Genomic DNA, 18016 nt, shown 5'->3' on the forward strand with positions numbered 1-18016 from the left:
GCGGCCGTCCCAACCGTGTTAGTACGACAGTAAGTATACCAATTATTTGTTATAGTCGGCGTGGGAGTATGGGTACTGAACGCTCACGGGGTACCATCGCGCGACGGAAGATACTGATAGCGTCCGGCGCAACCGGCGCAGTCGTCGGCAGCGGACTCATCGGTCGGTGGTCGAACGGGGGGACGTCGGGAGGGTCGTTCGGCGACGGGGTCAACCTGCAGCCGTCGTACTTCTGCGGCGGCGAGCAGGACATCGGCTGGGATCTGATGAACCAGTATCCGGCCATCGAGACGGTCCGGATCGAGATCGAGCCGTTCTCGTTCGGCGACGTCGACACGACGGTCGAGGACGCCCGACGCTGGATCGACGAGGCAACCGAGAACGGGTACGAGGTGATCGCCACGTACCACCATCATCCGGACGATGGATCTGCGGACCCGGCGGCACTGCAACGGGCGGCGGACTTCTGGGTCGACCACTACGGGACCCTCTCGCGGAATTCATCGGTCACCATCAACCTCATGAACGAGTGGGGCGATCACAGCGTCTCAGCGAGCGCGTATGCCTCTGCGTACACCGACGCCATCGGCACCGTTCGCACCGCTACGAGCTACACCGGGCCGATCGTCTGCGATGCCCCCGGGTGGGGACAGGGCACCCACCGCCTCGCCAGTGCCGTCGAGGACATCGACGACGACGACCTCGTCCTCTCCGCGCACGTCTACCCGAACGGGTACAACGCAACGACGGGGGAGTGGCTGCGACCGGCACACCTGAACGTCATGGACGAGACCGACTACCCCTGTATACTCGGTGAGTTCGGCAAGCACACGCCGACCGCTTTCTCCGAAAATACCGGCGCCGACTGGTCGGCCATCGTCGACCACGCCAGGGACCTCGGCTGGCCGGTCGTCGGGTGGGCCTGGAACGGCGACGGCACAGCGGAGAAGATGAACATGGTCGACCCGCACTGGGGCGAGGAGTGTCAGGGTCCCTACTCCGAGTCGTCGTACTTCGCCGTCGTCTACGACAAACTCGGCGACAGCGGTGGCGGTGACGGTGACGACGGCTCGAACGGCGAACCGACTGCCGCGATCACCACTGACGCGACCGATCCGTCGATCGGCGAAGCGGTGACGTTCGATGCCAGCGACTCGAGCACCGGCGACGGGACGATCGAGCGCTACGAGTGGGCGTTCGGCGACGGGACGACGGCGACGGGCGAGCGCGTCGAGCACGCCTTCGACGACGCGGGCGAATACGAGGTCCGGCTGACGGTCACCGACGATGCGGCGGCGACCGATGCGGAGACGGTCACGGTAAGGGTAACGAACGGGGCGGCGTCGGGCCCCGACGCACCTGCGACCATCGAGGCCGTAGAGAGGACCACCTCGTCGATCACGCTCGAGTGGGACGGCGTCGACGGCGCGGATCGCTACGTCGTCTCCGTCGACGGATCGGTGGATCACGAGACCAGCGAGACGTCGACCACGGTCGGGGGACTCGAGGCGGACACGCACTACGAGATCGGCGTCGCTGCCGTCGACGGGGGGTCAAAATCCGATCCGCGGACGATCTCGGTCTCGACTGGCGACGGGGCGGGGGATGGCGCACCCGGTGGAGACGACGGATCTGCCGGAGACGATGGGAACGACGGGACCGACGATTCCAACGAGCGCCACGTCGCCGAGATACGACCGAGCACGACGTCGGCGTCGGTCGGCGAGCGCATCGATTTCGTCGTCGCGGACAACACGACCGATCGCGACGCCTGGATAACCGCACTGCAGTGGGATTTCGGGGACGGCACGACGGCGGACGGCTGGTACGTCGCCTACGTCTACGGCTCGCCGGGCACCTACACCGTCGCGCTGACCGCGACCGACAGCGCGGGGACAACCACGACCCACGAGATAACGATCAGCGTTTCGCGACACCGACGTCGTCGGCCCGCGATCCCGGCCGACCGTCCGAGAGAGCGATAGAACCATCACTTACGACCGACCCGCACCGAACGGCGTCGGTGACCGCGACCGTTCGATCGCACTCGAGAAGTCCACCGAGGAACCGGACCAGCGGCCGTGAACCCGGCGGTTTCGGCCGACGGCTCGAGCGACGGGGTGAACCGGCTCACAGACGGGACGAATCGCCGTCGGCTGGGTCGTCGGTTGGAACAAGGCGAACCGTTATGGTCGAATTGACGCTAGTTGTTCTCGAGGGCGCGTAGCTCAGTGGATAGAGTCCTTGGTTCCGGACCAAGATGTCGGGGGTTCGAATCCCTCCGCGCCCGTGCAGCGAGGAGTCCAGCGACGAGCGAACCGGTCGAGTGAGAGTGGATTCGAATCAGGGAGTGAAGCGAAGCGGAACGACCGTGGTTCGAACGACATCCTCGCTCACACGGGACTATCATAATTATTATTAGATCTTGTTTTCTCCACACACGTCGTCGGTACGTCTGAGGGAGTTGTAATGGCAACTACAGAAAAATCAGAAGTGAACGGTGTCGATGTGTCCGCGCTCGAGGGGGCTATCGAGGCGATTAGCGATGACCCGAACGTCGGGATGTTCACGTTCAAAGCCGAGACCGAATGGCAGGACGCACTCAAGTGCGTGACGAAGATCGACGAATTCGACCAGACGGATGAGACCGTCCACACCCGCGAATTCACCCTTCAGGGGGACGAACCCGAACAAATCCTCGGGGAACGCACCGGGCCGAATGCAGTGGAACACTTGCTTGCGGCGCTTGGATCGTGTCTGAGCGTCGGCTACGCAGCACACGCCGCAGCCATGGGAATCGAACTCGACAGTCTTCGCTTCGAGATGGAGGGTGACTTCGACATTCGCGGCTTCCTCGGAATCTCGGACGAGGTCCGCCCCGGTTACGAGTCGATCACCTGTTCGGTGTACCTCGACGCCGATGCCAGCGAAGACGAACTCGAACAGTTACGCGAGCGTGTCGAGGCAACCTCGCCTCTGATGGACGTCATCACAAATCAAGTGCCGCTCGTGACCCGTCTCGTCGTCGAATAATTCGCCGGGAGAGCGCATCCCTCCTCGGGAGGGACTCGTTTCGCGAGGGAAAGGCAGGCACACGATGATATGCGATTCAGTCCCAACTTCGAGTGCCGCCGGTGTCGAATTCGCGCTATATATTTCGCAGGGTTGCGGTGAATTATGGTCAAGATGGTGTTTTCTCAGACCACTAATTTCGGCCACCTCATGCCTCATAGGTCGATTCGTTCCATAGTCGAAGTAAATCCCCCTGCCACCGTACAGTTGAGGTGAAACGATCGCCCGATTGCACGGAGATCACCGGTCGAACGGCATACTTCACGCTCGGTAATTCCGCCCCTCCGAATCTGAACTACCCGCCGTATGGAGATGCGATCGCGACTGTTTCGCTCGATTATCAGTGTCGTTTGTAGAGCCGTGCTGTATATAAACCGCCAACGCAGTGCGGTATTCGGATCGATCTACCCGTCGTCTTCTTTCTCGAGACACGAGCCCGTTCGTGAATTCCGGGCATCTGACGATCTACGGTCGACGCGGTCCGCAAAGACCTGCGCCGTCCGCAGTCTGGTCGTCGCGCTTTCATTTCGAATCGGGGGCCGAGCCGGTATCGGTTACGGTGCCTCGGACAGCGGGGACCTTGTACTGTGTTTTTGATCTGTTCTCCCCTCCAAGAGTTAACACGCTTCTCCGAGAGTGTCTCGCATGGAGATCACAGACGTCCGCGCGCTCCCGCTCTCACACCCGATTCCGGAGTCGGAACAGCATCGAACCGATCTCGGTACCAAAGTAAAAAACGACGCGCTCCTGGTGTTCGTCGAGACCGACGCCGGGATCACCGGTATCGGTGAGGCACTCGCGATCCCGACCAGCGTCCCGACGGCCGTGAAGGCGGTCATCGAAGACGACCTGAAGCCGATGTTGATCGGCGAGGATCCGACCTACACCGAGCGGCTCTGGGAAAAAATGTACAACGGACCCCGGTTCGCCCCGGCCATCGACCGCGGCTACTCCCAGCCTCGAGCCGATCGGCGCGGAATCACGATGGAGGCGATCGCGGGCGTCGATATCGCGCTGTGGGACATCACGGGCAAGGCACTCGGCGAACCGGTATACAGGTTACTCGGGCCGGTACGGGACTCGATTCGGGCGTACGCGAGCGGCGGCTGGGCGCCCGGCGAGGAGGCCGAAGCAGAACTCGGCGGGTACGTCGATCGGGGCTTCGACGCCGTCAAGATGCGCGTCGTCGGCGAGGGCGGGTTCTCGATCGAGAAGACGCTCGCACGCGTGGCGGCGGCCCGGCGCGGCATCGGCTCCGAGACCGATCTCATGCTCGACGCCCACGGGTCGCTCGATGCACCGACGGCGATCAAACTCGCCCGTCGACTCGAGGAGTACGATATCGCGTGGCTCGAGGAGCCGGTCTCGCCGGACAACCACGACCGGCTCGCGGAAGTGCGACGCGCGACCGAGATTCCGATCGCCACGGGGGAAGTCGAACACACCCGATTCGACTTCCACGACCTGTTCGCACACGATGCGGTGGACATCGTGCAACCGGATCTCTGTCGAGCCGGCGGATTCACCGAAGTGCGCCGCATCGCTGCGCTCGCATCCGCCGAAGGGGCTCGGGTAGCGCCTCACGCCTTCGGATCCGCGGTCCTCTTCGCCGCGGGCATGCACGCCGCGTTGGCGGTGCCAAACTGCCGTCTCCTCGAAGTCCCACAGGGCGATACGACGTTGCTGGACGAGCTGTTCGAGGAATCGTTCGACGTTCGGGACGGAACGGTTCATGCGCCGGACCGTCCCGGACTCGGATTCACGCTGCGCGACGACGTCGGCGACCGCTTCGAGTACATCGAGGGGCCCGAATACGTGTTCTGATACCGTCGGAGCCGACTCCCGTTGCGGACCGGGAGACCGACGCAGCGGGCGAAGATGTGGCCCATGGCCGCGTCGACCGGTTCGATATCGGAGCCATCGACGGACCCGCGCCGGGATGGGAACGCGTGACTACCGCTCGAGATCGCGTGTCGATTCGCTCGGCTGTGACCGCGAGGCTGTCGGTGTCGATCGGACGCGTGACGGCTCCTGGTGTCGATCGAGCGGGTACCAGCCGCCGGAGTCACTACCCGCCCGTTCTCCGGGCAGCATCGCCGCTCGCTCAGACCTCGGCGATCACTTCCATCTCGACGTCGAGTTCCTCGAGGGCGAGCGCCTCGACCGCGAAGAGGCTCCGTGCGGGGTACGGTTCGGTGATGTACTCCTCGTAGACGCGATTGAAGGCCGCGAAGTCGTCCGCGTCGGTCAGGAACACCGTCGCCTTCACGACGTCGTCGAACGAGGCGCCCGCCTCCTCGAGGATGGCGGCCACGTTCTCCAGTACCTGCCTCGACTGGGCCTCGATATTGCCCTCGAGTAGCTCTCCATCGGGGGTTCGGTGAACCTGCCCGGAGACGAAGAGGAGGTCGTTCGTCTCGATCGCCTGGGAGAGAGGGGCCGTACTGGGTGCGACTGCGTCGGTGTGAATCCGCTCCATGGTACGTTCCTCTCGGAAACCATCTTATAGCTTCGCGCCGGACGAGGCTTCGGAAGACCAGTTCCCGGAGCACACCACTGGGTCCGATGGGAACGCGGACCGACCTTCATAACGTCTATACTTACAGCTCGAATTGTACCGAGTAGATGCCCCCACGCGAACCGTTCGGTCAGGCCGGCCGGCTCCTCGCCGGTATCGCCCTCCTCGCTGCCCTGCTCGGGCTCGTGTACTGGACCGGCGCAGTCGGCGCCGAACCCCTCGAGAGGGGCTATCCGGACGAAGTCGACGTAACCCAGAACCGCGACGCCTACGTCGGTGACCGTGTCGCGATCGGCGGAATCGTCGTCGAGACGGACCCGGTCGTGATCGCGACGCAGCGCAGCGGGTACGGCAGGTTCACGGTGGTCGGTGCACACGAGAGTCTCCAGCACTCGAGCGTCACCCTCGAGACGGGCGACCGCGTGACGGCCTTCGGGACGCTCGAGGACGAATCCACGCTCGTCGCGGATCGCACCGTCACCGACAGGCTGCGAGACACCCTGTACATGGTGGTCGTCTCGTTCGTCGCCGGCTGCTGGGTCCTCGGCCGCCTGGTCCGCGGGTGGCGACTCGATCTCGATCGGTTCGCGCTCGTCCCCCGTTCCGCGTCGCCGACGGATGGCAACCAGGGCGACGCCGACCGCGATACGGCACGGGGAGGAACGGCGATGGCCGACGGCTCGAGCGGGAGTCGCCGGGCGCGAACGAATGCCGGTCGGTCCCGAGACGGCGGTGATCGGTGATGCCGGATCTCCTCACGCACGTCCTGGTCGGCTACAGCATCGGGACGCTCCTCTCGTTCAGAGACGAGGGGATACGACCGGCACAGGTCAGCCTCGTAATGGCTGGCGCGCTGTCACCGGATCTAGCGAAAATACAGCTCTTTTTCCCCGAGGAGTTCGTCGAGTACCTCCTCGGCGTTCCCTTCTCGTGGTCGCCGCTGCACACCGTCGGTGGCACCGTCCTCGTCGTCCTCCTCGGATCGCTCCTGGTCGCTCCCGAGTATCGGCGCCGGACGATCGCGCTGATCGCCATCGGCGCAGTGTCCCATCACGCCCTCGACGTTATGTTGCTGACGGCGACCGGCCACTCCTACGCCGTCTTCTTCCCGATCAGTAGTTACCGGGTCCCCTCTCTCGATCTCTACCTCAGTACCGACCGCTGGCCCGCGATCGTTTCGGGGACGGCCGCCGCCGTTCTGTGGGGAGCGCGCCGGTTCGCGACCGCCGCGTGGCTGCGTCGCGGACAGTAACGGCGTACAGTAACGATGCCGGTCGGTTTGGCGGCGGGTCGGCCGTCGCGGTCCGTCTGTGGTCGCGGTCCGCAGTTCCCCACCGGCTGCGGACCGGTCTCTCCCCGAAACGAATCGGGGTGTGGCAATCGGCGGGGGAGTCCACCCGATCCACAGGTTGATTATACGGCCCTCTCGTAGACCGACCCGATGAGCGGGAGTTCGAACGACGAGGACGATACTACCGACCGGGAGCACCGAGAGGTCGGCCGCGGCCTTCTCGACGAGGAGATGGGACCCAGCGGGGCGATGGCACACCTCTATCGCGGCGAAATTCACCGAATGCGCTTCTGGCGCGAACGCCTCGATCGCACCACGAACTGGGCCGTCATCATCCTGACGGCCATCCTCACCTGGGCGTTCTCGAGCGAATCGAACCCGCACTACGTACTGCTGGCCGGGACGGCGATTCTCTGTGTCTTTCTGACGATCGAGGCGCGACGGTATCGAGGATACGATATCTGGCGGTCGCGGATGCGGACGTTACAAAGGAACGTCTTCGCGTACGGTCTCGATCCCTCGCAGGGGCTGGAAGACCCGGACTGGCGGGTGACGCTCAGTAAGGATTACCGGAGGCCCCGACTCAAGGTTTCGCGGATGGAGGCCATCGCCCACCGCCTTCGACGGGTCTACCTCCCCTTGTTTTCGGTCTTGCTCGGTGCGTGGGTGCTTCGCATTTTGGCGTTCGCCAACCGGCCGTGGCCAGAAAGCGCAGCGATCGGTCGGATTCCGGGGAGCGTCGTCACCGCCATCGTCGCGCTTGGCTACGTCGGGCTGTTCGTCGTCGCGCTCAACCGGAAGACGTGGCACGCGGAAACGGAACTGATGACGGAGGATCTTCGAAAGAAGTAGCCATCGATCGATTCTGTCGATCGGTCGCACCGCCGACCGCGTCGCGGAACGGCCGAGACGATTCGTTCGCGACCGTCGCACCGGGACGCATCCCGGCCCCGTTATCGCAGCGGTTCGCGGTGCCGCCGTCGGCGTCGCATCGAACGGTTAGCTCGCGGCGCAGTTGTTCGGCCCCAACTCGAGATCGGCCGCCTCGTCGGTTAGCGGTTCTTTCCCCCAGTTGATCGCCTTGATCTGGTTGTAGTTCGCTGGTTCGTCGGAGAGGCCGGCGACGACGCTCTCGACGAACGCGTTTCGGTCGTCGACGGCGACCAGTTCGTTGTCCGCGACGAGGTCCCCGAGCGTCGTCGCGAGCGGGCGGATCTCCTCGTCGCTCATGTGTCCCGGAAGGACGACCGTTTCGTCCGGGCGGTCGGTGAGCCGATCGAGGCTGTCGAAGAGTTCGGCCGCCGCCTCGCGGACGTCCGTCTCGTCGCTTCCCTCCAGGTCCGGCCGACCGACGCTCCGGATGAACAACGTGTCCCCAGAGAGCAGTGCATCGCCCCAGGTAAGTGAGACGCTGCCGGGCGTGTGTCCGGGGGTGTGCATCACTTCGAGTTCGCGGTTGCCGACGGCGATCGCGTCGCCGTCTTCGATCGCTTCGTATTCGTCGAGTTCTCCTGCGTCGGTCGGGTGGAGATAGTACGGGACGTCGCGCTCGTCGGCGAGCGGACGACCACCGCTGACGTGATCGGCGTGTGCGTGTGTATCGACTGCGGCGACGAGCTCGACGCCGTGGTCGTCCGCGACGGACTGGTACTCCTCGAGGTACAGACTCGGATCCACGACGACGCCTTCGTCGCCGTCGTAAACGAGATACGAGAGACAACCCGTCCCCGGGCGGACGATCTGCGTGACGCCGTCGACGTCCTCGAGTTCGTAAGTGACGTGGACGCGACCCCAGCCGTTCATCCCGCCGTCCATCGATTTCGCGTCGTAACCCCGCTCTCTGAGGAACTCCGCAGCGGACGCGGACGTGACGCCGGCGACACAGACGACGGCGATCTCCTTGTCCTCCGGGATCTCATCGAGAGAGTCCTCCAGACCGCCGAACTCGTCGTTGAGCAACTCGTCGTATATTGGAATGTTGACGCTGTTCTCGATATGCCACTCCTCGTAGTCGTCTTCGTTCCGAACGTCGAGTACGAACAGATCCTCGTCGTCGCGCCGGGCCGCTACTTCATCGGGACTCATCGTCGGGTCCGCCTGTCTAGTATTGCTCATGACACCCAATAATATACGATAACGCCAGAAAAGTCTACCGCAAATACGGACCGTCACGAGTGCTCGACGTCCTCGTTCGGTCCGAGAATCGAGACGCGTCACCCTGTGGAGTCGGTCGGCTTGTGGGAGGTTTTCGAAATCACTCCGAGCGAGTCCATCGCCGCGCACGCCACCGGTCCGCGCGTCTCGCCGGTGCGCCAGCACCTCGTCGTCCGGCTGGCTGCGCCGAGTGTTACACGGGCTCTCGAAGCGCCCAGACGTCCTCGAGCGGGTCGAGCCGGTGAGGTTCCGTCCCGCGGGTAGAGACGATTCCGGTGTGATACAGCATCGCTTTCAACTGGAACACGGTCGGCGAGTGATAGACGGACCCGTCCTCGAGCGCCGAGCGTCGAAGGGTCCCGGTTTCCGTCAGAACGCGACTTCGGACGCCGTCGGTCCCGCGGACGAATAGTTCGACGGTGAACGACGGGTGGAGTTCGTGGAGGTACTCGACGACGTCGACGAGCGACGGCTCCGCGATCCCATCCTCGTGCATGTGCTGAAGCTCCGAAACCAGCAGTTCGGTCGCCGGATAGGCGAAGACGACGCGACGAGCCAACTGGCCCCACTCGGGTGCCAGGTCGACGAACCGTTTTCGTGAGCGGTACCAGTCCTCGAACTCCTCGAGTGCCGCTTCCGCGGACCCACGACGCGCGTTCGCGAACCTGACGACCTCCGCACCGAGCGACGTCAGTTCGACGCCCCCCGAACCCACGTCCGTCTCGATCAGCCCCAGAAACGCGGCGCCGCGGCGAGCGTCCGCGACCGCACTCACCACGTTGTACTCGGTTAGCAGCGCCGCGGTCTCGCCCGGCGCGTAGTGTGCCAGCGGATAGCCGAGGTAGTTCTTCGGGTGGTTCAACCCGAACGACCTGTCCGCGACCCCCTGCGCACTGGCCTGAAAACGGAGCGCACGCGCCTCCGTGGTCGTCCGGTTGCCGACGACGCGGGGGGCCTCGAGCACCGCGACGTCTCCCGTCGAACTGACCCCGAGGACGCCGACGTTCAATTCTCGCGCGAGCGTCCGGTCGGTTTCGGAGATCGAACTCGCGGGCGCGGCGAGATACGCCGCGTTCGCCTCGTGGAGTCGGTCGTAGGCCTGGACGATCCCGAGTTGCGTATCGACGCCGCCGTCCGTCTCCCCTTTCGCTTCCACGGCGACCAGCGGCGGCTCGTCGCCGAGGCGCTCGACGGCGAGGAGGTCGGACTCGAGGGTTCGAACCCCGACGAGATCGGGATACCCACCGCCGATCTCGACGTGGTTGAACGGGGCCAGGCAGTCGCGAACGGCCGGGTCGATCGGGCGACCGGGAAGCCACTCCGCCCTCGAGAACTGGGTATCGGTCACCGCGTACGCGGTGGACTCGTCCGCCGACGGAAAGAGACGACGCTTCGTGTGGGCCAGCACCTGCGGTTCCGAGAGCGACCGGGCCGCACTACTCATGAGCTCCCTTCGGACACCCCTCACAATAACGTTCTGGCGATCGGGAAGACGACGAACCGGTCTCGCGGGCGGGACGACGAGTCGAAACCGGCACAGCACTTATTTCGATTGACATGGTCGGGCCGACCATGTGTTGTCGTGACATCCCACAGAACCGACGCGCTCGAGTGACCGGTCCGCCCATCGAGGTGGCGCGATGAGCGCAAAGACGCGGAGTCGCTGGGGGTGGGGTTTCGAAGGCGAGATGATCGACGAAGACCGACTCCGCGAGCGAAAGGAGTACCTCGAGTCCGCGCTCGGATTTCCGGACCGTCCCGTCCTCGAACCGGTCCCGCTTGCCGACGCGACGGTTCCCGACCCGGCGATCGAAGTCCCGAATCACCTCGCGGATTGCTGTTCGGCGGATCGAGCGGTTCGGGCCAGACGAACGTACGGCATGGCTCGCCCGGAGAGCATCCGCGCGTTCCACGGCGATTTCAGCCCCGCCCCGGATATCGTCGCCCGGCCGACGACGGAGTCCGAGGTCGAGTCGATACTCGCGTGGGCGTCCGAACAGCGCGTCGCCGTTTCGCCGGTGACCGGGGGAACCGGCGTCGCCGGCGGGACGGGACCGCCGTCGGGTGACGTCCGCGCCGGATACGCGGGAACGCTCGCGCTCGATCTCAGGGGCCTGAACGACGTCCTCGAGGTGGACGAGACGTCGCGGACGGCGCTGATCCAGGGCGGAACGTTGGGACCGGATATCAACGACCAGCTCGACGAGTTCGGGCTGCACCTCCGTCACTACCCGCAGTCCTATCGGCTCTCGGGACTCGGCGGGTGGATCGCGACGCGCTCCGGCGGCCACTACGCGACCAGGTACACCCACATCGACGAGTTCGTCGAGAGCGTCCGAATGGTCTGTCCGGCGGGCACGTTCGAAACGCAGCGACTCCCCGCCCACGGTGCCGGCCCGGACGCGAACCGACTCGTCTGTGGCTCCGAGGGGAGCCTCGGTGTCATCACGCAGGCGTGGATACAAGTCGAACCGCGACCGACGTACCGATCCGATGCGGCCGTGTACTTCGACGGGATTCTCGAGGCCGCGGCGGCGATCCGCAGGATCGTCCAGTCGAAACTGACGCCGGCGAACTGTCGCCTCCACGACCGGGTCGAGACGAGCCTCTACGGGATGGACGACCTCGAGAAGGACCTCGTCGTTCTGGGGTTCGAGTCCGCCGATCGGCCGACCGACGGGGCCCTCGACCGAGCCATCGAAATCTGCGCGGCGGAAGGCGGAGTCTGTCCGGACGGTCCGGATCACTACGGCCCCGGCTACGGGCGCGACCGGCCGGACGACAGCGACGTCGCACGATGGGGCACCGCGTTTCAACTCGGCGGCGCCGGGAGCACCGACGTGCCGCTGTGCGTCGTCGGCGGAACCGTCGAGACCGCGGTGACGTGGGATCGCTTCCCGACGTTTCACGAGGCCATGCTCGCGGCCCTCACCGAGGCCGTCGAGTCGGAGTGCGAGATGGGACACGTCTCGACCCGGTTCACACACGTCTATCCGGACGGCCCCGCCGTGTACTACACGTTCCGCGCGCCGGGTGCTCCCGATCCCGACCGGCGGATCGAACAGTGGCAGCGGATCAAACGGGCCGGACTCGATACCGTCATGGAATACGACCTGACGCCGACGCACCACCACGCCGTGGGTCGGGATCACAAGGAGTGGTACGCGGCGCAGATACCGGAGCACTACGGGAGCGCCCTGCGCGCCGTCAAAGCCGTCCTCGATCCGGCGGGGATAATGAATCCCGGCGTCCTCGTCGACCCACCCGAACGCGAGTGAACCCGTGAGTCGACCGGCGGGTGACACGGCGATCCAAGCGGCGGGGGCCCGGGTGATCCGAGCGAGGGGCGTCCGAACCCCTCCTCGAGTCAGGGATTTGTGTCTCGAGTCCGTACGAACGCCGATGACGGAGCCGACACTCGTCTACGACGACGACTGCGGATTCTGTACGTGGTGGGCGGAGTACGTCGACGAGCGGACGGACGTCCGTCTCGTCGGGTTCAGCGACCTCGAAGGTACCGTTCGCGAGCGACTGCCCGCCGAGTACGAGGAGTGTGCGCACCTGGTGACCGAAGACGAGGTCCACTCCTGTGGCGCGTCGATCGAGCAGGCGCTGGTCCGCACCGATATCGCCGGGCCCGCCGCGGAGGTCGTCGACTTCCTCCGACAGTTCGACGACTACGAACGGCTCCGGGAGCGATCGTACCGCTGGGTCGCGACCAACCGCGACCGCCTGGGCGAACTCCTCTCGAGGACGCCACCGGCGCAACGCGAACCGGACGATGCCTGATCCGGCCGAGTCGCCCGTCGATCACGGCACCCTCGAGCCCGAATCGGGGCCGCCACGCCCGGAACCGGGGGCCGTCTGCCTGATCCCGCTCACGTCGCTTCCAGCTACTGGGTGTCCGCTCGAGTCGGTTCGTCCCGTGGACGGACCGAACGGGCCGTTCTCACGGCTCGAGTGACTCACCTTGAAACAGCCTGGAGTCCCCACACACGTAGGAGTGATCGTTACGCACTTGACGCGAGAACGACCGGTATGAGTGACGCCACCCCCGAAGAACCGATCGATCTCCTGCTCGTCGAGGACAACCCCGGCGACGTTCGCCTCACCGAGGAGGCGTTCAAATCGACCGACAGCGAGATCGAATTTCACACCATCAGCGACGGAACGGAGGCCGCGAAGTACGTTCACCGGCTTCACTCGGAGGGACCGGAGGACGGTCTCGACCTCGTCCTCCTCGATTTGAACCTCCCGCGGATCGACGGGTTCGCGGTGCTCGAAGCGCTCGACGAGGAGTTCGACTACCCGCCACCACCCGTGCTTATCCTCTCCAGTTCGGAGACCGAAGAGGACATCGTCAAGAGTTACGAGAAGAACGCGAACGCGTACCTCACGAAGCCGGACGGCCCGATGGAATTCAATTCGATGGCGCAGGCGATCGAAGACTTCTGGATCGAGACGGCACGTCATCCACCCGCGCCCACGTGAGCGTCGCCCGCGAACAGCTACGCGCCGTCGGACAGGTACCGTAACGCGCCCCCGGCGACCGTGACGACGACTCCCCCCGAGGCCAGAACGAGGAGTCCGGAACCGTACGATCCGGTGACGTCGCGAAGCGTCCCGACGAGCACCGGGCCGAGGAAGCCGCCGATCTCGCCGACGGCGAAGATGAATCCGACGGCCGTCCCAGTCAATCGCGCGCCGATTCCCTCGAGGTCCGGCGGGATGGCCCGGACGAGCGGGGAGAGCCCGCCGACGCCGAACCCGGTGACGAGCACGCTCCCGACGAGCAGGAGGCCGACGTCGCTGGCGAGAATACCCGAGACGCCGACGGTAGCGACGACGCCGCAGACCATCAGGGCCGTTCGACGCGCGCCGAAGCGGTCCGCGACCGCGGGGACGGCGAGGACGCCGACGACGTTGGCCGCAACGAGCAGGCTCGTCGTCCGGCCCGCCCGGTCTGCCGAGTACCCGCGGGCCTCGAGCAGGGTGGGGAGCCACCCCTGTATCCCGTGAGCGATCAGCAGGTACATCGTCCCCACGACGACCACGAGTTGCAGCTCCCGATGGGTGAGAACCAGTTCGAGGTCCCGCTGAACGGCCGCGAGCGTGAGCGACGAATCGGCCGCCTCGGCGCCGTTGGCCGCGCGGTTTCGGGGGTCGATCCTGAGCCGCCGCGCGACGACGAACCACAGGAGGCCGTACCCGAAGGCCACGACCCCGCTCCAGAAGAAGAGCGCGCGCCAGCCGCCGAGCAGCGGACCCAGAACCGGCCGACCGACGGCGAAGGCGCTCGCCGTTCCCGCGGACGCCCCCACCAGATAGATCGAGGACGGGAAACCGGTTTCGTCGGGCGGGAACAGCACCGAGACGAGTTTCGGCAACCCGAACGTGATCGCCGTCGCGCCGACGCCGATCAGGAGCGTCGTCCCGAGTAGCGACGGAAATCCGACCGCGAAGCTGCGACCGATCTGGGCGACGCCGTAAATCAGAACGCCGGCCGCGAGGCTCCGGCCCGGACCGACTCGGTCGACGACCATCCCCGAGGCCAGCGCGATCGGAATGTAAGTCAGCGGGACCGCTCCAGCGGCAATCCCCGCTTGCGTCCCCGAGAGCCCGAGTTCGTCGATTATCGTCGAGAGATACGCCGGCAGCGAAAACCAGATGAACATCAAGCAGGTGTAGCCGAGCGTCCCGACGACGACGGTACCGTACGCGCGTCGCCGATCCATCCGTCCAGTCATCCGTCCGTGGATGGGCAGCGGTGGGCCGAGTATCTTCGCGTCGCGGTAGCCGCTCCGTGGACGGCAGGCGAGGGGGAAGGCTTTCTATCGCGGCGTGGTCGATCGTCCCGTGACACCGACGGAACGGGCGTTTCTCGAACGGGGCCGCGTCGCCGCGTTAGCGACCGTCGACGGCGACGGCCGACCGCACGCGGTGCCGATCTGTTACGCGCTCTGCGAGCGCGAGGACGTGATCGATTCGGCGAAGGCGGCCGATCCGACGGACGGAACGGAACTCGTCTCGGCGATCGACGAGAAGCCGAAGACGACGAGCGCCCTGCAGCGAGTGCGGAACGTGCGAGCGAACCCGCACGTGACGGTGCTCGTCGACCGATACCGCGCGGACTGGTCGCGCCTCGGGTGGGTCCAGGTCCGCGGTCGAGCGCGGATCGTAGAGCCAGATACCGCGGCGGATTCCGCCGTCGACGTCGCGACGCGAGAGTCGGCCGATTCGGAGCGGTACGACGCGACCGATTCGGCGTTGCACGACGCGGCCGTGGCCGCGCTCGAGACGAAGTACAATCAGTACGCGACCCAGGATCTCGGCGACCGACCGATCATCTCGATTCGCGCGGATCGGACCGTCTCGTGGGGCGCGCTCGAGTCGGACTGATGCCGAATGCAGTGACGGGCGTCTCGGCGGGGGGTGCCCTCACTCGTCGACGAGCGACCGCTCGGCGTTGCCGACGATGAGCAGGGCGCCCGCCACGACGGCGACGGTCGTCACGAGCGGGTTCACGACGCCGAGAACGGCGGCGGGGATCGCGAGTGCGTTGTAGACAAACGCGAGCCCGATGTTCTGCCTGATGCGCGTTCGGGCCGCCGTCGCTAGCGCGAACGCCCGTTCGACCGCGGCGAGGTCGTCGTCGGCGATGGCGACGTCGGCCGCGTCGGCGGCGAGTGCGGTCCCGCTTCCCAGCGAGATACCGAGATCCGCCGCGGCGAGCGCGGGCGCGTCGTTCGTCCCGTCGCCGACCATCGCGACCCGATTGTCCGCTCGCATCCGCCTGACCGCCGCCGTCTTTCCGTCCGGCGAGACGCCGGCGAAGACGCGATCGACGCCCGGATGCCGATCGAAGACGTCGGCGGCCGTCCCGTCGTCGCCGGTCAGCACCACGACGTCGATCCCGGTTTCGTTCAGCGCCGTGATGGTCTCGTCCCAGGCCTCGCGGGGGTCGTCACCCACGACGACGATCCCGTCCGCCTCGCCGTCCCGACCGACGACGACGGGCAGTCGACCGGCCGCTCGAGCGCCGTCGATTCGCTCGCAGAGCGCGTCGCCGATCGTCCAGCCGCGGTCCCGGAAGAGATCGGGGTGGCCGACGAGTACCGTTCGCCCGTCGACGGATCCCTCCACACCCGTCGCGTGCGTCTGAAAGTCCTGGACGTCCATCCCGCCGGACGCGGCCGACCCGCCGTCCGCGCGAGTCGTATCCTGGGGGCCGTCGTTCGCGTCATCGTCGCGGCCCGCGTCCGCGTCGAAGGCGTCCGCGATCGCCGTCGCCGCCGGATGGGCCGCACGCCGCTCGAGGGCCGCAGCGGCCTCGAGCAACTCGTCCGGCGCGTCGGCTTCGCGGACGCTCATCTCGCCGCTGGTGAGCGTGCCGGTCTTGTCGAACACGACGACGTCGATCGCGCGCAAGCGCTCGAAGATCGTCTCGTCGAAGACGACGATTCCGCGCTCTAAGGCTTCTTGAAGGCTCGTCGCGACGGTATACGGCGTCGCGAAGGCGAGCGCCCACGGACTCGCGACCATGAACGTCATGAGGACGGCCAGTACGACGCTCTTTACGCCCGGGTCGGTGAAGATCGAGATCGCGCCCACGAGGGCGGCGGCGGCGAGGACGATCGGAACGATGACCGCAGCGACTTCGTTCGCGCGGCGCGTGATGCCGTGGTCCGCGCTCTGAACGTTCCAGACCACCTGCGTCAGTTGCTCGATGCTGCTGGTCGTCCGCTCTCCGACGTCGACGATCGCCGCGTCGGTCGTGACGACCGAGCCACCGACGACCTCGTCACCCGCGCGTTTCGTGACCGGGAGCGACTCCCCCGTCACGACGGCCTCGTCGACCGCACACTCGCCTTCGGCGAGCGTCCCGTCGACGGGAATGCGCTCGCCCTCGCGGACGAGTACTCGATCGCCGGACTCGAGGTCCGAGACGGGAAGCTCGGTCGTCGACCCGTCCGAGGCGTACAGCCGGGCCGTGTCGACCTGCGAGACGGTGAGGTCGGTCAATCGATCCGTGGCGCGTCGCTTGACCGTCGTCTCGTAGTACGTGGCGCCCATCACGATCGAGGCGACGACGATCGTCAGATCGAAGTAGAGGTGGGTCCCGCCGAGGCCGGTGGTGATGACGCTGTAGAGGTACGCGCTGACGATCGTCAGCGCCGCGAGCAGATCCGTCGTCGGTCGCCGGAGTTTCAGGCTGACGGAGGCCCCTCGCAGGAGCGGGCCGCCGGTCAGGTAGAGGATCGCCCCCGTCAACACCACGAACAGGGGCAGGTACAACGTCCCGCTGAAGCCGGTGAACGCGTTCTCGAAGTGCGAGATCGCGCCCCAGTCGGTAAACGACGTCAGAAACATCGGATAGAGGATCGCCACGAACGGAAGCAGGAGGAACGATCCGAAGACGACCCCCACCACGTACCGCATCTCGAGCATGTCGTCGGCGCGGCGCTTCCGGAGACCGGACATCTCGCGGGAGCGCCGCGTCCCGCCCGTCTCGTCGTCGGCGGTCGCGTCCTCCCGCAAGTAGGCCGTGTAGCCGAGCGTACTCAGCGCGTCCTCGAGCGTCCCCGCCGTGATCCGGTCGGGATCGTGATCGACGCGGATCGTCTCCGTGACGTAACTCGCCTCGGCCTCGACGACGCCGTCACGTTCCGCGGCGACGGACTCGAGGAACGCCTCGCAGGTCGCCGAGTGCATGCCGTCGACCCGGAGGAACGTGCGGACCGTTCCGTCGTGTCCGTCCCGCCGCTCGTCGTCCGCACTCGCGGTCGAACCCGGATCGGGGGCGGAGGACCCGAGTTCGTTTCCGTCCTCGCTCACACCGTACGCTGCAGCGACGTCCCGGCAGCCGGTCGAACAGAAGTCGTCCGATACCGACCCGCCTTCCCGCTGGGACAGCGTCGCCCCGCACAGCCGACAGCGGTCCGGCCGGTCGCTCCCGTTGGGTCGATCGGTCACAGTCGCCA

Annotated in this window: 15 protein-coding genes and 1 tRNA gene; 11 read left to right on the forward strand and 5 right to left on the reverse strand. The window is 66.1% G+C overall.

All coding sequences use genetic code 11. The features are described from left to right. Positions 1-68 precede the first annotated feature (68 nt). From NJT13_RS09060 to NJT13_RS09075, 4 genes are all read left to right on the forward strand, one after another. Positions 69-1985, forward strand: coding sequence for a PKD domain-containing protein (locus tag NJT13_RS09060; protein ID WP_254525232.1), 1917 nt, complete (start codon positions 69-71; stop codon positions 1983-1985). Positions 1986-2217: 232 nt separating this feature from the next. Continuing rightward, a tRNA-Arg gene (locus tag NJT13_RS09065) sits at positions 2218-2290 on the forward strand. Positions 2291-2469: 179 nt separating this feature from the next. Then, the gene (locus tag NJT13_RS09070; RefSeq protein WP_254525233.1) at positions 2470-3033 is read left to right on the forward strand and encodes an OsmC family protein; all 564 of its coding nucleotides are present in this window, start codon (positions 2470-2472) and stop codon (positions 3031-3033) included. A 684-nt stretch (positions 3034-3717) separates the two neighbouring features. Next, positions 3718-4896 carry a mandelate racemase/muconate lactonizing enzyme family protein gene (locus NJT13_RS09075; RefSeq protein ID WP_254525234.1) on the forward strand — a complete coding sequence of 393 codons (1179 nt, stop codon included), beginning with the start codon at positions 3718-3720 and terminating at the stop codon, positions 4894-4896. A gap of 280 nt (positions 4897-5176) precedes the next feature. Here NJT13_RS09075 and NJT13_RS09080 read toward each other — a convergent pair whose 3' ends face one another. Further along, entirely contained in the window at positions 5177-5551 is a 375-nt protein-coding gene (locus NJT13_RS09080) for a RidA family protein (protein ID WP_254525235.1), read from the reverse strand. Between the two features lie 146 nt (positions 5552-5697). On the opposite strand from NJT13_RS09080, the gene NJT13_RS09085 reads away from it, so the two are divergent. From NJT13_RS09085 to NJT13_RS09095, 3 genes are all read left to right on the forward strand, one after another. Beyond that, positions 5698-6333, forward strand: coding sequence for an OB-like fold-containing membrane protein (locus NJT13_RS09085; protein WP_254525236.1), 636 nt, complete (start codon positions 5698-5700; stop codon positions 6331-6333). After that, the gene (locus NJT13_RS09090) at positions 6333-6842 is read left to right on the forward strand and encodes a metal-dependent hydrolase (protein ID WP_254525237.1); all 510 of its coding nucleotides are present in this window, start codon (positions 6333-6335) and stop codon (positions 6840-6842) included. Before NJT13_RS09085 ends, NJT13_RS09090 begins: the two co-directional genes overlap by 1 nt. Positions 6843-7031: 189 nt before the next feature. After that, on the forward strand, positions 7032-7733 hold the full coding sequence (locus NJT13_RS09095; protein WP_254525238.1) for a DUF2270 domain-containing protein: 702 nt from the start codon (positions 7032-7034) through the stop codon (positions 7731-7733). A gap of 147 nt (positions 7734-7880) precedes the next feature. On the opposite strand, the gene NJT13_RS09100 is transcribed toward NJT13_RS09095, so the two are convergent. Then, positions 7881-8996, reverse strand: coding sequence for an MBL fold metallo-hydrolase (locus NJT13_RS09100; protein WP_254525239.1), 1116 nt, complete (start codon positions 8994-8996; stop codon positions 7881-7883). A 232-nt stretch (positions 8997-9228) separates the two neighbouring features. Then, entirely contained in the window at positions 9229-10479 is a 1251-nt protein-coding gene (locus NJT13_RS09105) for a hypothetical protein (RefSeq protein WP_254525240.1), read from the reverse strand. Positions 10480-10675: 196 nt separating this feature from the next. On the opposite strand from NJT13_RS09105, the gene NJT13_RS09110 reads away from it, so the two are divergent. The 3 genes from NJT13_RS09110 to NJT13_RS09120 all read left to right on the forward strand — a co-directional run bounded on the left by NJT13_RS09110 (position 10676) and on the right by NJT13_RS09120 (position 13526). After that, positions 10676-12313 carry an FAD-binding oxidoreductase gene (locus NJT13_RS09110; RefSeq protein ID WP_254525241.1) on the forward strand — a complete coding sequence of 546 codons (1638 nt, stop codon included), beginning with the start codon at positions 10676-10678 and terminating at the stop codon, positions 12311-12313. A gap of 124 nt (positions 12314-12437) precedes the next feature. Continuing rightward, positions 12438-12824, forward strand: coding sequence for a DCC1-like thiol-disulfide oxidoreductase family protein (locus tag NJT13_RS09115; RefSeq protein WP_254525242.1), 387 nt, complete (start codon positions 12438-12440; stop codon positions 12822-12824). A 249-nt stretch (positions 12825-13073) separates the two neighbouring features. After that, entirely contained in the window at positions 13074-13526 is a 453-nt protein-coding gene (locus NJT13_RS09120) for a response regulator (RefSeq protein WP_254525243.1), read from the forward strand. Between the two features lie 17 nt (positions 13527-13543). Here NJT13_RS09120 and NJT13_RS09125 read toward each other — a convergent pair whose 3' ends face one another. Further along, a complete protein-coding gene (locus tag NJT13_RS09125; protein ID WP_254525244.1) occupies positions 13544-14782 on the reverse strand; it encodes an MFS transporter in 1239 nt (412 codons plus the stop codon). Positions 14783-14891: 109 nt separating this feature from the next. Between NJT13_RS09125 and NJT13_RS09130 the strand changes: the two genes are divergently transcribed. After that, the gene (locus tag NJT13_RS09130; RefSeq protein ID WP_254525245.1) at positions 14892-15434 is read left to right on the forward strand and encodes a TIGR03668 family PPOX class F420-dependent oxidoreductase; all 543 of its coding nucleotides are present in this window, start codon (positions 14892-14894) and stop codon (positions 15432-15434) included. A 39-nt stretch (positions 15435-15473) separates the two neighbouring features. Here the strand turns inward: NJT13_RS09130 and NJT13_RS09135 are convergent, their stop codons facing one another. Next, positions 15474-18008, reverse strand: coding sequence for a heavy metal translocating P-type ATPase (locus NJT13_RS09135; protein ID WP_254525246.1), 2535 nt, complete (start codon positions 18006-18008; stop codon positions 15474-15476). Positions 18009-18016 lie beyond the last annotated feature (8 nt).

Origin of the sequence: Natrinema caseinilyticum, from assembly GCF_024227435.1 — an archaeon.
Classification (GTDB): Archaea; Halobacteriota; Halobacteria; order Halobacteriales; family Natrialbaceae; genus Natrinema; species Natrinema caseinilyticum.

Excerpts from the sequence above, each read along its gene's own strand:
- NJT13_RS09060 (WP_254525232.1), top strand. The coding sequence starts at position 69 with ATGGGTACTGAACGCTCACGGGGTACCATCGCGCGACGGAAGATACTG.
- NJT13_RS09070 (WP_254525233.1), top strand. The coding sequence starts at position 2,470 with ATGGCAACTACAGAAAAATCAGAAGTGAACGGTGTCGATGTGTCCGCG.
- NJT13_RS09075 (WP_254525234.1), top strand. The coding sequence starts at position 3,718 with ATGGAGATCACAGACGTCCGCGCGCTCCCGCTCTCACACCCGATTCCG.
- NJT13_RS09080 (WP_254525235.1), bottom strand. The coding sequence starts at position 5,551 with ATGGAGCGGATTCACACCGACGCAGTCGCACCCAGTACGGCCCCTCTC.
- NJT13_RS09085 (WP_254525236.1), top strand. The coding sequence starts at position 5,698 with ATGCCCCCACGCGAACCGTTCGGTCAGGCCGGCCGGCTCCTCGCCGGT.
- NJT13_RS09090 (WP_254525237.1), top strand. The coding sequence starts at position 6,333 with ATGCCGGATCTCCTCACGCACGTCCTGGTCGGCTACAGCATCGGGACG.
- NJT13_RS09095 (WP_254525238.1), top strand. The coding sequence starts at position 7,032 with ATGAGCGGGAGTTCGAACGACGAGGACGATACTACCGACCGGGAGCAC.
- NJT13_RS09100 (WP_254525239.1), bottom strand. The coding sequence starts at position 8,996 with ATGAGCAATACTAGACAGGCGGACCCGACGATGAGTCCCGATGAAGTA.
- NJT13_RS09105 (WP_254525240.1), bottom strand. The coding sequence starts at position 10,479 with ATGAGTAGTGCGGCCCGGTCGCTCTCGGAACCGCAGGTGCTGGCCCAC.
- NJT13_RS09110 (WP_254525241.1), top strand. The coding sequence starts at position 10,676 with ATGAGCGCAAAGACGCGGAGTCGCTGGGGGTGGGGTTTCGAAGGCGAG.
- NJT13_RS09115 (WP_254525242.1), top strand. The coding sequence starts at position 12,438 with ATGACGGAGCCGACACTCGTCTACGACGACGACTGCGGATTCTGTACG.
- NJT13_RS09120 (WP_254525243.1), top strand. The coding sequence starts at position 13,074 with ATGAGTGACGCCACCCCCGAAGAACCGATCGATCTCCTGCTCGTCGAG.
- NJT13_RS09125 (WP_254525244.1), bottom strand. The coding sequence starts at position 14,782 with ATGACTGGACGGATGGATCGGCGACGCGCGTACGGTACCGTCGTCGTC.